At 68.1% G+C, this 15,821-nt stretch carries 8 protein-coding genes and 1 pseudogene; 7 read left to right on the top strand and 2 right to left on the bottom strand.

Features of this window, described 5'->3' with window-relative positions; genetic code table 11:
- Positions 1-220 precede the first annotated feature (220 nt).
- Together treS and QZX93_RS05255 are read left to right on the top strand one after the other, a co-directional pair.
- A complete protein-coding gene (treS, locus tag QZX93_RS05260; RefSeq protein ID WP_295389421.1) occupies positions 221-3,571 on the top strand; it encodes a maltose alpha-D-glucosyltransferase in 3,351 nt (1,116 codons plus the stop codon).
- Between the two features lie 4 nt (positions 3,572-3,575).
- Positions 3,576-5,384: a sodium:proton antiporter gene (locus tag QZX93_RS05255; protein WP_295389419.1), complete on the top strand. Its 1,809-nt coding sequence runs from the start codon at positions 3,576-3,578 to the stop codon at positions 5,382-5,384.
- A 163-nt stretch (positions 5,385-5,547) separates the two neighbouring features.
- Here the strand turns inward: QZX93_RS05255 and QZX93_RS05250 are convergent, their stop codons facing one another.
- Together QZX93_RS05250 and QZX93_RS05245 are read right to left on the bottom strand one after the other, a co-directional pair.
- A complete protein-coding gene (locus QZX93_RS05250; RefSeq protein WP_295389417.1) occupies positions 5,548-5,961 on the bottom strand; it encodes a bacteriohemerythrin in 414 nt (137 codons plus the stop codon).
- A 224-nt stretch (positions 5,962-6,185) separates the two neighbouring features.
- Positions 6,186-7,694 (bottom strand): leucyl aminopeptidase, encoded by a 1,509-nt coding sequence (locus tag QZX93_RS05245; RefSeq protein WP_295389415.1) that lies wholly within the window; start codon positions 7,692-7,694, stop codon positions 6,186-6,188.
- Positions 7,695-7,873: 179 nt separating this feature from the next.
- Between QZX93_RS05245 and lptG the strand changes: the two genes are divergently transcribed.
- The 5 genes and pseudogenes from lptG to QZX93_RS05220 form a co-directional block, all read left to right on the top strand.
- Positions 7,874-8,938 (top strand): LPS export ABC transporter permease LptG, encoded by a 1,065-nt coding sequence (gene lptG, locus QZX93_RS05240; protein ID WP_295389447.1) that lies wholly within the window; start codon positions 7,874-7,876, stop codon positions 8,936-8,938.
- A 325-nt stretch (positions 8,939-9,263) separates the two neighbouring features.
- On the top strand, positions 9,264-10,706 hold the full coding sequence (locus tag QZX93_RS05235; protein WP_295389413.1) for a CHAT domain-containing protein: 1,443 nt from the start codon (positions 9,264-9,266) through the stop codon (positions 10,704-10,706).
- The gene (locus QZX93_RS05230) at positions 10,706-13,120 is read left to right on the top strand and encodes a hypothetical protein (RefSeq protein WP_295394408.1); all 2,415 of its coding nucleotides are present in this window, start codon (positions 10,706-10,708) and stop codon (positions 13,118-13,120) included. The genes QZX93_RS05235 and QZX93_RS05230 overlap by 1 nt, the downstream gene beginning before the upstream one ends.
- Positions 13,121-13,443: 323 nt before the next feature.
- Entirely contained in the window at positions 13,444-14,379 is a 936-nt protein-coding gene (locus tag QZX93_RS05225; protein ID WP_295393291.1) for a protein phosphatase 2C domain-containing protein, read from the top strand.
- Between the two features lie 190 nt (positions 14,380-14,569).
- A pseudogene (locus QZX93_RS05220) lies at positions 14,570-15,739 on the top strand (AAA family ATPase); the annotation flags it as partial.
- Positions 15,740-15,821 lie beyond the last annotated feature (82 nt).

Genomic DNA, 15,821 nt, shown 5'->3' with positions numbered 1-15,821 from the left:
GCGGCGACCCCATTGAAATAGGTTCGATTGGCGTCTGGCCCCGGGTGGGCGGCGCTTTCATTCGTGTGTCTTGCGGACTCGTTGTCGAAACCATGATGAAAAATAAGCCGAAACCTTCCGATGGGGTGGTGATGATGGCGGGCGCCAGGGCCCCCGTGGCGTGCCGGACTCCGCCATTGGTTGTCCAGACGTGTCCAGGGTGCCGCGCGGGGTGCGGCCAGTGACCGCCCCGACCCTGGTGCGGCGGAAAAAGAAGCCCATGGTGGCCCTGCCCAGCGACCCCCAGTGGTACAAGGACGCGGTCATCTACCAGTTGCATGTCAAGGCCTACTACGACAGCAATGGGGACGGCATCGGCGACTTTCCCGGCCTGACCTCGCGCCTGGACTATATCCAGGACTTGGGGGTCAACACCATCTGGCTCCAGCCGTTCTACCCCTCGCCGATGCGTGACGACGGCTACGACATCGCGGACTATCACAACGTCTACCCCGACTACGGTACACGTAAGGACTTCAGCGCCTTCGTGCGGGCCGCCCACCGGCGCGGCATCCGCGTCATCACCGAGTTGGTCATCAACCACACCTCCGACCAGCACCCCTGGTTCCAGGCCGCGCGGCGCGCCCCGGCGGGCTCGGCCAAACGCGACTACTACGTCTGGAGCGACACCGACCAGAAGTTCCCCGAGACCCGGATCATCTTCACCGATACCGAGACCTCCAATTGGGCCTGGGACCCGGTGGCCAAGGCCTATTATTGGCACCGCTTTTTCTCTCATCAGCCGGATCTGAATCACAACAACCCGTCGGTGGTGAAGGCGGTCATCCGCCTGATGCGCTTTTGGCTCGATCTCGGCGTCGACGGGCTGCGGCTGGATGCGATCCCCTATCTGTGCGTGCGCGAGGGCACTACCAACGAAAACCTGCCCGAGACCCACGCGGTGATCCGGCAGATGCGTGCGGTGGTGGATGCCCATTATAAGGACCGGCTGTTCCTGGCCGAGGCCAATCAATGGCCGGAGGACGTGCGCGACTATTTCGGCGATGGCGATGAATGCCACATGGCCTATCACTTCCCGCTGATGCCGCGGATGTATATGGCGGTCGCCCAGGAAGACCGCTATCCGATGACCGAGATCCTGGCCCAGACCCCCGAGATCCCGCCCAGTTGTCAGTGGGCGATCTTCCTGCGCAATCACGATGAACTGACCCTGGAGATGGTTACGCACCGCGAGCGTGACTATATGTATGAGATGTATGCGGCCGACCCGCGGATGCGGGTCAATGTCGGTATCCGCCGCCGCCTCGCCCCGCTCATGGACAATGATCTCGATCGTATCAAGCTGTTGAATAGCCTACTGTTGTCGATGCCGGGGTCGCCGATCGTCTATTATGGCGATGAGATCGGGATGGGCGACAATTTCTATTTGGGCGACCGCAACGGGATGCGTACCCCCATGCAGTGGACGCCGGACCGCAACGCCGGTTTCTCGCGGGCCGACCCGCAGCGGCTCTACCTGCCGCCGATCATGGACCCGATCTATGGCTTCCAAGCCGTCAATGTGGAGGCCCAGGGGCGCGAGCCGTCCTCGCTGCTCAATTGGATGAAGCGGTTGATCGCCGTGCGCAAGGCCCATAAGGGCTTTGGGCGGGGCACCTTCACCATGCTCCATCCGGGCAACCGCAAGATTGTCGCCTATGTCCGTCAGCACGAGGGCGAGGTGATCCTGTGTGCGGCCAATCTCGCGCGTTCGGCCCAGCCGGTCGAGTTGGACCTGTGCCGCTGGCGCGGGTTGGTGCCGCTGGAGTTGATCGGCGGGACCCCGTTCCCGCCGATCGGCGATCTGCCCTATCTACTGACCCTGCCCGGTCACGCCTTCTATTGGTTCAGGCTGGCACCGGAGGCCGATGCCCCCGACTGGCATCAATTGCGCATGCCCCCGACCGAGCTGCCGGTGATGGTGCTCACCGCTGGCCTCGCGACCTTCTTCCCGGAGCGGATTGGGGCCGCGCGCGCACACCTGGCGGAGGGGCTGCGTCGGCAGCTCGAACGCGATGTGCTACTGCGCTTCTTCGCCAGTCAGCGCTGGTTTGCCGGGCGTGAGTCAGCGGTGGAGGCCGTGCGGATACTGGGGATGAGCGAGTGGTCCACCCGCACCGGCACCTGGCTCCTGACCATCGTGTCGGTGGACCTGCACGATCAGCCACCCGAGCGTTATGTTCTCTCCATCGCGCTGGCCTGGGAGGGCAAGGACGGCGAGCTGCCGAGCGGGCTCGCCGCGGTGACCCTGGCGCGGGTGCGGCAGCGCGCCCGCACCGGCATCCTCTATTCGGCCTTCGCCGACGACGCCTTCTGTCGCGCGGCACTGACGGCCATGGGGCAGGGGAGTCGTGTAACGATCGGGTCCGACACCTTGACCTTCTCAGCCACCTCGGCCTACCCAGGGTTAGTCGCTGAACTGCCGCCCGACCCGGAGTTGCGCCGTCTGACCGAGGCCGCCAGTAGCGGCGTGGTGTTTGGCGAGCGACTCTTCCTGAAGGGTTCACGGCGCTTGCGTGCCGAGGTCGATCTGGCCCTGGAGATGGGCCGATTCCTGACCGAGCGGGCCCCGGAGGTGCGTACGGTGCCGATCGGCGGGGCGATCGAGGTCCAGGGGGCCGATGGGGAACTCGCGGTCCTGGCGATCCTCCAGGGCTATGTCGAGAACCAGGGCGACGCCTGGTCGTATACCCAGGGCTATCTGGAGCGCTTTCTCACCAACGCACTGGCCGTGTCCCCGCACGAGGACCCGGCCGGTGCCGGGTCGCACGCGGGCTTTGCACTGTTGATGAGCACGCTGGGTCGACGCACTGCCGAGCTGCACGCGGCCCTGGCCCCCGCGGACCCCGGCGCCGTGCCCCTCGAACCCGCCTTCGCGCCCGAACCCATCGCCCCGGACGAGCCGGCGCAGTGGGTGGCGGCCTTGGGCGAGGCCTTCGAGGCGATGATTCGGCGCCTGCGCCAAGACCTGGGCGCCCTGCCGGCGGGGGCGCTCGCCGTGGCGGGTGCCTTGCTGGACCGGGCCGACCATCTGCCGGAGCGCCTGGCCCCGCTCGGGGCCCCGGTCGCGGCGGCGAAGTCGCGCCGGCACGGCGACTTCCACCTGGGCCAGGTCCTGATCGTCGGTGCCGATGTCATGCTGATCGGTTTCGGGGCCGAGCCCGGGGACCTGGCCCGGCGTGCCAAAGAGTCGCCCCTGCGTGACCTGGCCAGGCTCTTGTTCTCGCTGCATTGCGCGGCCGCCACCGCGCTCGAGAAGGTCACTGCCGAGCGCACGGGCGACCTGCCGGTCCTGGAGCCCCTGGCCCGCGACTGGGAGTCGGTCGCCAGTGCCGCCTTCATGGCCGGTTATCGCGAGCATATCGTCGGTTGCCCGACCTGGCCGCCGGCCCCGGGCGAGGCCGAGCGTCTGATCGCACTGTTTGCCCTGCGCCGCGCCTGTCAGGAGGTCTACACGGCGCTCACCGACCGACCGGAGGCGGTCGCGATCCCGCTCGGGGGGCTGCTCGCGCTGCTGAATACATTAACCTAGTCGTATGCATACTCAGACCACACTGGTACTGGCCGCGATCCTGCTCGCCGGGGTTGGCGCGCAATGGCTCGCGTGGTGGCTGCGGCTGCCCGCCATCCTGCTGCTGCTCGCCGTCGGTCTGATCGCCGGTCCGGTCACCGGCTGGCTCGATCCCGACCGCCTGTTTGGCCAGTTGTTGTTTCCGATGGTCTCGCTCGGGGTTGCCGTCATCCTGTTCGAGGGCGCGCTGACCCTGCGCCTGCGCGAGATCCGGGGTCAGGCGCGGGTCGTACTCAACCTGGTGTCCATCGGGGTACTGGTCAACTGGCTGATCATCGCCCTGGCCGCCCGGTTCTGTATCGGCCTGCCCTGGATGGTGGCCCTGCTGTTCGGTGCGCTGGTGACGGTCACCGGCCCCACGGTGGTCACGCCCCTGCTGCGCAGCGTAAGGCCGGTCGCTGAACTGGCCAGCATCCTGCGCTGGGAAGGCATCCTGATCGACCCCATCGGCGCACTCCTGGCGGTGCTGGTGTTCGAGCTCATCGTCTCCGGGCAGCAGCAGCACACCGCCCTGATCTTCGGTGCGACCCTGCTCGTTGGGGTCCTGCTCGGGCTGGCCGGCGGCTGGGTGCTCGCCACCCTGCTGCGGCGGCAGTGGTTGCCCGAATTCCTGCACCGCGTCGCCAGCCTGGCCCTGGTCTTGGGGACCTTTGCCCTGTCCAACGCACTGGCCGCCGAATCCGGGCTGCTGGCGGTGACCGTGATGGGGGCGCGCCTGGCCAATACGCGCGACCTGGTCATGGACGACATACTCGACTTCAAGGAGGCCCTGACCCTGCTCCTGATCTCGGTCCTGTTCATCGTGCTGGCGGCGCGCATCGAGTGGTCGGACTTCGCCGCCATGGGGTGGGGGGCGCTCGCCCTGGTGCTGGTCATCCTGCTCGTTGCCCGCCCGGTAGCGGTGTGGCTGGCCACGCTTGGTTCCTCGCTGGATTGGCGACGCAAGGCGGTGCTGGCCTGGATCGCCCCGCGCGGCATCGTGGCGGCGGCGGTGTCTGCCCTGTTTGCAATGCAATTGGAGTCGCTGGGCTATGCCGGTGCGCGGGCCCTGGCCAACCTGACCTTCCTGGCGATCGTGGTCACGGTCGTGCTGCAGAGCCTCACCGCCAAGGCCGTGGTGCGCCGCCTGGGGGTCGCCGCGCCGCCGCCGCGGGGCGTCCTGGTGGTGGGTGGTAACCCGGTCGCGCGCATGCTCGCCAAGGCCTTGCACGAACAGGACCTGCCGGTGATCCTGGCCGATACGGTGTGGGACAACATCCGCGCCGCCCGCATGGCCGGCATTCCGGTCTATCAAGGCAAGGTCCTGTCCGAGCATGCCGACAACTATCTCGACCTCACCGGGATCGGCACGCTGCTGGCGCTCTCGTGCTCGGCCGAACGCAACCTCCTGGCTGGGCTCTATTACCGACCACTGTTCGGTGCCAAGCGGGTGTATACGCTGCGCCTGGACGAGGAGCGTGACAGCACGGAGCGTGCGCGCATGATCGCAAGCCACCGCATCCCGCGGTTATTCGGCGAGCAGACGACGCTCGAGCGTATGCAGGAGGGGCTCGATCGGGGGTTCACCATCCGCGCCACGCCACTCACCGCCACCTTCGACTTTGCCGCCTTCAGTGAGAAATGGGGTGAGCGGGCGCTGCCCTTGTTGGCGCTCGATCCCAAAGGGACCCTGCATATCTTTGCCACCCGGGAGCAGCCGCAGCCCTTGCCCGGCTGGACCCTGTTGAGCCTGCTGCCCCCGGCCGATGTCGCGCGGGCCGCAGGCCCCGGCTGAGTGCAAGAGCGGTCACGCCCGTTATCTTCCTTGGGCCATTCACCCGGCGGGCGATCTGGCGACTTCGCTTACCCTATTGTATTTCTTGGCTAGCTTGGCGCCTTGGCGTGAGCGATTGCCGGATTTAGGTTCGCGGTAAAGCCGCTCCCACACGCTTGCGGTGCTATGCATCCGCGGTCTGTGAGCGGGCGTGCAGGGCATAGAGCACGTCCTCGTCGGCGATGTGCTCGACCAGCCAGTCCTGGGTGAGATCGAGCGCCCGATCGGCCAGGTCCGGGCTGGGGCCGAAGGTTGCCAGATCCTCGGCCAGTGCATCCAGCCGCGCGAAGAAGGCGGCATGGAGCGCCTGGTGGGCCTTGAGCGCCGGATAGTCGTGCTGGCGCATGAAGGCCTCTTCGGCCTGGAAATGGCTGTCGGCATAGTGGCGCATGAAGGCGAGCGCCTCCTGCACCCCCTGCTTGGCGTCGCGGTCTAGGATCTGCTCATAGAGGCGGTGGGAGGCGGCAAAGAATCCCTGATGTTGTTCATCGATCTCGGGGATGCCGACTGAATAAACGTCTGACCAGTCGCGTAGCATGGGTCACCTATAGGGTTTGAAATAACAGGCTATGATGGAGTCGTTTAGCCTGGAAAGATGAATTGTCCGCAAATGAACGCAAAAAACGCAAATAAAATTAGATTCTTGACCTCAGGTCCATCATCACCCGCGAGGTGAACTGGCGGCCTGGTCTAACTTCCTGGTTATTTGCGTTCATTTGCGTTCATTTGCGTTCATTTGCGGACGAACTGCTCTTTCTGGGTTTAAGCGCTCGCGGCGAGCACGCCGCTGCGCTCCAGCAGGAGTTGTACCAGGAAAGGTACTGGCCGGCCGGTGCCGCCCTTCTCCTTGCCGCTCAACCAGGCGGTGCCGGCGATGTCGACATGCGCCCAAGGGAACTTTTTCGTGTAGCGGGAGAGGAAACAGGCAGCCGTGATGGCCCCGCCGTCGCGCCCGCCGATATTGGCCATGTCGGCAAAGTTGCTGTCGAGCTGGCTCTGATAGTCCTCCCACAGCGGCAGGCGCCAGACCCGGTCCCAGGCGGTCTCGCCGGCCGCCTGCAACTCACCGGCCAGGGCGTCGTTGGCGGTGAAGAGGCCGGAGGCGTGCTTGCCCAGGGCGACCACGCAGGCCCCGGTGAGGGTGGCCACGTCGATGACCAGGTCCGGGTTGAAGCGCTCGCTGTAGGTGAGTGCATCGCAGAGGATCAGCCGGCCCTCGGCGTCGGTGTTGAGGACCTCGATGGTCTGCCCGGACAGGCTTTTCACGATATCGCCGGGCTTGTTGGCGTCCCCATCCGGCAGGTTCTCGGAGGCCGGGACCACGCCGATCAGGTGGATCGGCAGGTCGAGTTCACAGGCCGCCTGGACGGCGCCGAACACGCTGGCCCCGCCGCACATATCGTATTTCATCTCGTCCATATCGGCGCCGGGTTTGAGCGAGATGCCCCCGGCGTCGAAGGTGAGCCCCTTGCCCACCAGTACCACCGGCCGCTGGGTCGCGGCGGCGCCAGCGTAGCGAAAGACGATGAGCTTGGCCGGCTGGCGGCTGCCGCGCGAGACGCAGAGCAGGGCGCCCATGCCCAGTTCCTCCATCTGCGCCTCCTCCAGCACCTCCACCGAGAGCTTATCGAAGCGGGTCGCCAGGTCGTGGGCCTGGTCCGCCAGATAGGACGGGGTGCAGACATTCCCGGGCAGGTTCCCGAGCTCCCGGGCGAGGGTCACGCCCGCGGCGATGGCAGCGCCGTGGCGTAGCGCCTGCTCGGCCTCATCGGCCGTCCGCTGGTTGTCCACCCACAGGGTCAGGGTGCGCAGCGGGGTCTTGGGGGCCTGTTTGTCGTCCTTGGTCTGGCTGTAGCGGTAGACCCGCTCGGCGGCGGTGGTGACGGCATCGCGCACCGCCAGATAGTGGCTCAGGCCCTCCGGGGCGGCCTCCGGCAGAGTGGACAGGGCCGTGCCGGCATGGGTGCGCTGGAGCAGGTCGACGGACGCGGCCAGAGCCTGGCGGTAGGTGGTGCGGGTGGCCTCCTTGCGTTTGCCGCAGCCCACCAGCAGCACCCGCTCTGCCGCCACCCCGGGCAGGTCGTAGAGCATCAGGGTGCGGCCGGTCTCACCGTCCAGGTCGCCCTTCTTCAACAGTTCGGTGAGCCGCCCGCCGCTCGCCTGGTCGATGAGCTCGGCGGCGGGTGCGAGCTTGCGTTTCTCGAAGACACCCAGCACCAGACACGGGGTCTTGTGCTTGGCGAGGTCGCCGGACTTGATCTTGAACTCCATCTGGGGGTACCTCAGGGACGATTCTTTGGTGGGTCATTCGGGGTAGGATACTGAAGTCTTCGAGTCTACCGGATTGTGCGCCGTAGCCGAAGCCGTCGGGACCGGCCCCGGTCGCCCCGGCGTCCGGCCGGGCCGGTATCATCCCTGGGGTCGACTGTGCGAGAGGGCGGGCCGTGAGACTGAGAATTCTTGACCGCTACCTGGCGGGGGCGGTGATCGGGGGCACCCTGCTGACCCTGGGTGTGCTGCTGCCCCTGCTGGGATTTTTTCTCATGGCCAGTGAATTGGAACAAGTGGGGGTGGGCGGCTATCGCTTCCAGGATGCCCTGCTGTTCTCGCTGTTCAGCCTGCCCCGCTATGCCTACCAGGTCTTCCCCATCGCCACCCTGATCGGCGCACTGCTCGGCCTGGGCGCCCTGGCCAACCGCTCCGAGCTGGTGGCGATGCGCGCCGCCGGGGTCTCGGTGGCGCGGATCACCGGGTCCGGGCTGATGGGCGGGGTGCTGCTCGCGCTCGGCGCCATGCTGATCGGCGAGGTGGTGGCCCCGATCGCCGACCAGCACGGGGTCGAGATCAAGCGCGTCGCGCTCTCCGGGGAGGTGGCCCAACAGACCCCGGCCGGCTTCTGGGCGGTCGACCAGGGGGCCTACATCAACATCCGCGAGATCCTCTCCGGGACCACCCTGCGCGACATCTTCATCTACCAAGTGGACAACGCCGCCGGCACCCTGATCGCCACCCACGCCGCTGGGGCGCGTTATCAGCACGGTCACTGGGTCCTGGAGGACATCTCCCGCAGCCGCGTGAGCCAGGCCGGGGTGCAGGTGGAGCGCCTACCCAATGCCGATTGGAGCTCACTGTTGAGCCCGGGGATCCTGGAGGTGGTGGTGGTCGATCCGCGCATCCTGCCGGTCTGGGGGTTGTGGAGATATATTCGTTTCATGACCGTCAACGCCCAGGATGCGAGCAACTATGAGGTCATCTTCTGGGGTCGGATCGTCTATCCCTTATTGACCCTCTCGATGGTGCTGGTCGCCATCCCCATCCTGATCGGTTCGGCGCGTACCCGCGGCACCGGGGTGCGCGCCTTTTTCGCGATCCTGGTCGGCATCCTCTATTACGTGGTGAGCCGTCTCTTCTCCTATATGGCACTCCTGTATGGCCTGAGCCCGCTGGCGGCGGCCCTGGCCCCGCCGCTGCTGTTCATCACCGTGGCCTTGCTGTTGATGCAGCGGGTAGGATAACGCGGCATCTCGTCGGAGCGGCCCCCAGGCCGCGACGGGTTACCGCAAATGACGAAGGCCCGTCAGCCTGAACCCGGGAATTGCTCACGCCAAGCTCGCCAAGCTCGCCAAGCAATACAATCGGGTAGAGCCACGATCCAGATCACCCTCCGGGTGACTGGCGCAACGCTGATAACGCACTGAAACGCCTTGGCGAGCTTGGCGCCTTGGCGTGACAACTGTTCTTTCCAGGGTCAGGCAGTGCCCGCCGGCCTGGCCTTACCGTGCCGGCCCTGGCAGAATCAGCGCTGCCCCGGCCCCTCCGCCCGGCGATCTGGAGCTGACCATGGACCCGCTGCGCCTTGCGATCACCGATTACCAGGACGACACCCACTGGCGCTGGTGCCTGTCGGACGGTGCCGGCCGCTTTCTGGCCGATCACCAGGTCCAACTGGACCCCGGCGCGCGGGAGTCCCGCGGCCTGCGGGACCTGCGCGACGATCTGGACTATTACACCCCCGCCTATCCGCCTGACGAGCAACTCAAGGACCTGGGCGTCTGGATCGGCGAGGCGATCTTCGGCGGCCTCAAGGACGCCCTGCACCAGCAGGCACTCAAACCCGCCACCCCCATCCGCGTCGAGGTCCCCCCGGAGGCCCGCGCGCTCCTGCACCGCCCCTTCGACCTGGCCCGGCTGGCGGGTCGTGACGGACCCAGCCTGGGCGAACTGGGACTGTCGCTCGTCTACTGCCCCGCGGGTCTGCCCGACGGCAGCCGCGCCAAGGACCAGACCGGCGAGGCCCTGCGCGTCCTCGCCTGCTTCAGCCTCCCGGACAACGCGAATCCGCTGAACCTGCGCCGCGAGCGCTACGGGCTCAAGCGCCTGGTCCAGGCACTGGCCCAAACCCGTGGCCGGTCCGTGACACTCCGGGTCATCCAATACGGCGCCACCCGCGACACCCTCAAGGACGCGCTCCAGGAGGCCCCCGGCTGGGACCTGATCCATCTGTCCGGGCACGGCGGTGCCGGAGAACTGCTGTTGGAGACCCCGGCCGGGGGTATGGACCGGATCGGGGCGGGGGAACTCGCCGGGCTCCTCGCACCCGCGCGGGGGCGGGTGAAGTTACTGATCCTCGCTGCCTGTTACAGTGGTGCGGCCAGCCATATGGCTGCCCGGGCGCGGTTGGGGCTCGATCTGACGCCGGCCCGGGACGGGGCGGAGCCCGGGCAGACCGGTCTGCCCAGCCTGGCCGAGGACCTGGCGCGGGCGCTCGACTGCGCCGCGCTCGCCATGCGCTACCCGGTGGACGACAGCTTCGCCACGGATCTCAGTCTGGCCCTCTACGATCAACTGCTCGCCCACCGCCAGCCGCTCCCCGCCGCCCTGCGTCTTGCACTCGACGCGGCCCTGGCCGCGGACCCGGCGGCCCGGGGTCCGGCCGACCTCTCGCCCTACACCCCGGTCCTGCTCGGCCCGCGCGCCGCCGGGCTCACCCTGGTCCCGCCCGCGCGGCCCCCGGGCGGCTTCGTTCTGCCCCAGACCGGGCTCCACGCCTTCCCGGCGGAACCGCCGCGCTTCGTCGGCCGGGTCGGGCCCATGCTGCGCGCGAGCCTCGCCCTGGCCCCCGAGAGCCCCTACCGCGCGGTGCTCTTCCACGGCATGGCCGGGGCCGGCAAGACCGCCTGCGCACTGGAACTCGCCTACCGGCACGAACAGGACCGCTTCGCCGGCCAGGTCTGGTACCAGGGTCCGGAGGACGGGAGATCGGGACCGCACTCCATGACCTGATGCTGGAGATCGAGCGCCAGCTCAATGCCCCCAACCTCCAACTCGCCGTCCAGGTCGATCAGCCGGAGCAGTTCAAGCGCTTCGTCCTGCCCCGGCTCCGGGCCTTCCTGGAGCAAAACGCACTGCTCCTGGTGCTCGACAACCTGGAGCACCTGCTGACCGAGGCCGGCGACTGGCGCGACCCCCTGTGGGGTGCGGTCATGGCGACCCTGCTCGGCCACCGCGGCCTGTCCCGGACCATCCTCACCTCCCGTCGCCTGCCGGCCGGCCTGGGCCAGACCTGCCTGTGCGAGCCCATCCACGCACTGAGCTTCGCCGAGAGCGTCCTGCTCGCCCGCGAACTCCCGCCCCTGCGCGCACTCCTCGCCGACCCGCCGGGCCGCGCCCTGCTCACCCGGACGCTGCGGGTCATCCAGGGGCACCCCAAGCTACTGGAACTGGCCGCGGGGCTGGCGGGGGACCGGGCGGCACTCGCCGCCCAGGTTGCGGCCACTGAAACCGCCGACCAGGGCGCCCCGCTCGACGCCTTCTTCGCCGTCACCGGCCCCGGCTCCGAGCAGGCCCGGGAAGGAGAGAGCGCCGCGCCCGAGGCGGTCTTCGTCGCCACCCTGCACCGCTGGACCCTGGGGGTCAGCGCCGGGCTCGACCCGGTCGCGCGGCTCCTGCTCCAATGCCTGTGCCGGGTGGAACCGGAGGACCGCACGCTGGACGTGATCGACTCCAACTGGGAGTCCCTGCTCCAGCGGCTCGGCGACCAGGACCCGGCCGCTGCGGCAGCCCTGGCCCGGCCTGGGCTGGGGCTGACCGAAGGGCTCGCGGACCTGGGGCGGGTCGGGCTGGTGGACATCGAACGCCCGGTCCCGGGGCAGTCCGTCGCGGCCGGGGGCCGCTCCTACGCAGTAGGAGCGGCCCCCGGCCGCGACGCGAGCGAGGCGGAAACCGGCCGGATCAATGATCGGAACCCCCGGCCCGCCGCGCTGGACCCGGCCGAGACCGGGCAGACCCGCTACCGCATCCACCCCGGGGTGGCCGAGGCGGTGTTGGGGCAGACCCGCCCGGAGGTCCTGGCGGCGGCGGATTGGGAACTGGGCGACTATCACCTCGCCCGGTCCCGGCATGGCCTCAAGACCGAGACCGAGGGCGGGGGTGGCCTGGTGGTCGACGCCGGGCGGCGCGGGGCGCCCTATCTGGTCCGGTCGGGGCGGTGGTGGGAGGCGAGTAACCTGCTGGAACACATGACCCTGCGGGATAAGAGCCCCGAGACACTGGCCTTCGCCATCCCGCTCCTGCGGCGGATCGGGGAGGCGACGGCGGGGGGCGAGGACGGGCTCGTGGCTGCCGACGTCTTGGCGAACACCCTTTGGCTGGCGGGCCGCCCGGCCGAGGCGGAGGCCGAGCAGCGGCGCATCATCGCCGGTGCGGTCGCGGCGGGGCAGTTCCGGTTCGCCTCCTTTGCGGCGGGGGACCTGTTGAATCTGCTGCGGGCCGGCGGTCGCCTCCCGGAGGCACTCGCACTGGCGGGGGAGATGGCCGGATACAGCCGCGCGGCCGGTCTGGGTCCCTGGAGTCAGTTGCTCGATGAGGTCCGTCGGCTCCAGGTCCTCGCGGCCATAGGACAGTATGAGGAGGTGCTGCGCGAGGTCGCGTCCCTGCGCCTGCGCATGGGGGCCCTGCCCGGGGAGGGGGGCGCCGATGGGGCCACCAATCCCTGGAACGTCCGCGAGACCCTGTTGGACACTGGCCTCGGTGCGGCCCTCAATACCGGGCGCTTGGAAGAGGCCCTGGACCTCAATGCCGAGGTCATGAAATGGCGAGCGGAAAGGGGTGCGGGTGATCTGGAACTGGCCCGGACGCGCTTCAACGGCTATGCCCCGCTGCTGCGGCTGGGTCGCGCCGACGACTGCCGCGGCCTACTCCAGGGGTGCCGGGCGGTCTTCGAGCGCGAGCACTCGGTCGAGGAGCTGGGCGCGGTCTACAGCGCACTCGCCAGCCTGAACGATCAGACCGGCGACCGGGCAGCCGCCATCGGCTTCGAGCAGGCGGCATTGCGTTTCAGGTATCAGGCCGGGGCCCCGGAGGGCTGCGCCGTCAGCCACCACAACCTCTCCAACTCTCTCGAAGGCCAGGGCGCCGACCCGGCCCAGGTCCTGGCCCACCGGCTGGCCGCCGCCGCGCTGCGCATCCAGATGGGCTCCGGCCAACTCCCGGGGACGATCCGCACCCTGGCCAATCTCGACCCCCCGGCCCACCCACCCCCCTTCGCCGCCATCGCCGACCAGGCCGAGCAGGTCCCGGGCGTGCGCCTGCGCGCACGCTTCGCCGCCCTCCCGCCCACCTACCCGGACCCCGACGCGGCCCTCGCCGCCGTCTGGGCCCTGGTCCACCAGGAGCGCGAGCGCCGCGCGGCGTCCTAGCCCCCCGTCCTCCTCTGCGCCTCTGCGCCTCTGCGTGAGTCAATACTGTCTCACGCAGAGGCGCCGAGACGCAGCGAGTGGGACATTCTGGATCTCCCGCGGGGCGACTTCCCGATCCGCGTGGCAACCCGTCGCGGCCTGGGGGCCGCTCCTACACCTGTAGGAGCGGCCCCCAGGCCGCGACACCGACCCGCAAACGGCTATGATGGCCGCCCATCCCATCCCATCCCATCCCATCCCATCGCGGACGGCGACCTGGTGCGTCTGGGCGGCACCGAGGTCCGTATCGGTCTAGCAGGTCGAATCAACGATGAAAAGGCGTAATGATGGAATTGAGACCCGGTGATGCGCAGTGGATCGGCCGGCGTGGGGATCAGCAGGATGCCTTCGGCTTCGCCGGTTTCGCGCAGGACGGCGGTCGGGGCGGGGTGCTGGCGGTGCTGGCCGATGGCCTCGGCGGTCTGCGGGACGGCGGCCCGGCGAGCCGGTTGGCGGTGCAGCGGATGCTGGCGGTTTATGATGAGCGGCGCCCGGACGAGCCGCCCGTGCAAATCCTGCGGCGTGCCCTGGGGGCGGCCAACCGGGCCGTTTATGAACTGGCCTGCGGCAGCGCGGGCGCGGGTAAGATGGGCACGACCCTGGTCGCGGCGCTGGTGCAGGGCGACCAATTGTATTGGGTGTCGGTCGGCGATAGCCGGCTGTATCTGTATCGCGGGGCCGACGGCTCGGTCGTTCAGTGTACCCAGGATCACAATTATCGCAACGAACTCTTGGCACAGGTCGCCGCTGGCAGGTCCACCCGGGAGGCGGCGGAGACCGCGCCGAGCGGCGAGGCCTTGACCAGCTTCATCGGGATCGCCGCGATCTCGTATGTCGATTTTAATCTGCGCCCGCTCACCCTGTTCCCCGGGGACCGCGTGTTGCTGTGTAGCGATGGTGTTCACGGGGTGCTGTCGGCGACCGAGCTGGCGTCGGCCCTGCGGCAGGAGGCCCAAGCGGGGGCGGCGGCACTGCTCGATGCGGTCAAGGCGAAGGCGCTCGCTGGGCAAGACAATGCCACCGTGGCTTTGATCGCCTGTGAGCCGGAGCCCGGGCCTGCACAGATAGTGTTCGGCGCTGCCGAGGCCGCACCGCTCAACCTGCCGCCGCGCTGGCGCGGTCGACTCGCCCTTCTGCTGGGGCTGCCGGCCGCGCTGGCTGTGGGGTTCTGGATCGGTCGCGAGCTCATGAGTAGCGCGTCGTTCTGGTTCCCCCCATAGTCTGCGTCTTCTCGTTCCCACGTTCCCGCGTGGGAATGCCGTGCGGGCGCTCCGCGTCCGGTCTGGCCAGTGGACGCGCAGCGCCCGCGCTTGCTCCCACGCCGGAGCGTGGGCGCCAGAAACAATCGTAGGGTGGATCAGCGCAGCGCATCCACCGCACCCCCAGCTTGCCGCCATTCCGAGACCCGCCATGCACCGCCGCAGACTGCCGATCGGTATCCAGGCCTTCGCCAAGATCCGCGCGGACGACTATTATTATGTCGACAAGACGGGTTTCATCCGGCAACTGATCGACGAGGGCAGTCATTATTTCCTGTCGCGCCCGCGACGCTTCGGCAAGTCCTTGCTGCTCGACACCCTGGCAGAACTCTTCGCCGGCAACGAGGCGCTGTTCCGGGGGCTGCTGATCCACCCGCACTGGGACTGGACCACCCATTATCCGGTGATCCGCCTGAGCTTCGGCGGCGGAATAATACGTGACCAGGCCGAGTTGGAGCGGCGGGTCCAGGACCTGCTCTATCGCAACCAGCGCGCGCTCGGTCTGACCTGCCGCTACAGCACCGATAGCGTCGGCTGCTTTGCCGAATTGATCGCATTGGCCCATGCCGCCACCGGCCAGCGAGTGGTGGTGCTGGTCGATGAATACGACAAGCCGATCCTGGACAACCTGACGGACCCCGACACCGCCCGGGTCATGCGCGATGGGTTACGCAACCTCTATTCGGTCATCAAGGACAACGACGCCCATATCCACTTCGTGTTCCTCGCCGGAGTCAGCAAATTCAGCAAGGTGGGCATCTTCTCCGGCCTCAATAATCTGAAGGACATCACCATCGATGCCCGGTATTCGGCCCTGTGCGGCTATACCGAGAGCGATGTCGATACCGTATTTGCCCCCGAACTCGCCGGGCTGGACCGCGCCCAGATCCGCTCCTGGTACAACGGCTACAACTGGACCGGTGAGGCGGTCTACAACCCCTTCGACCTGCTCCTGCTGTTCGATGCGCGCGAATTCCCTACCTGGTGGTTCGAGACCGGCACCCCGGCCTTTCTGGTGGATCTGCTCACCGAGCGCGGCTTCTTCACCCCGACACTGGCCCGTCTGCGCGCCGATGAGGCCCTGCTGTCGGCCTTCGATTGCGATCATCTGGCCACCGAGGCCCTACTGTGGCAGACCGGCTATCTGACCTTTACCGACTCGCGGCGGCTCGGCGCCCGACTGGAATACACCCTGGGCTATCCCAATCTGGAGGTGGAGAGTGCGCTCAATGACAGCCTGATCAAGGCCCTGATCGGGGCGCCTGGCCGTGCCAGTGAACTCTCGAGCCGGCTCTATGACGTACTGCTGGGCGGAGACTTCGAGACCCTGTGATGCCCCTGTAGGAGCGGCCCCCGGCCGCGACGGGCCGGGCGTGAAACCATGCTTTCTCGTTCCCACGCCG

This window comes from uncultured Thiodictyon sp., assembly GCF_903946935.1.
Classification (GTDB): Bacteria; Pseudomonadota; Gammaproteobacteria; order Chromatiales; family Chromatiaceae; genus Thiodictyon.
The sequence above is the reverse complement of the archived record's forward strand: the minus strand, read 5'-3'. Positions and strand labels throughout refer to the sequence as shown.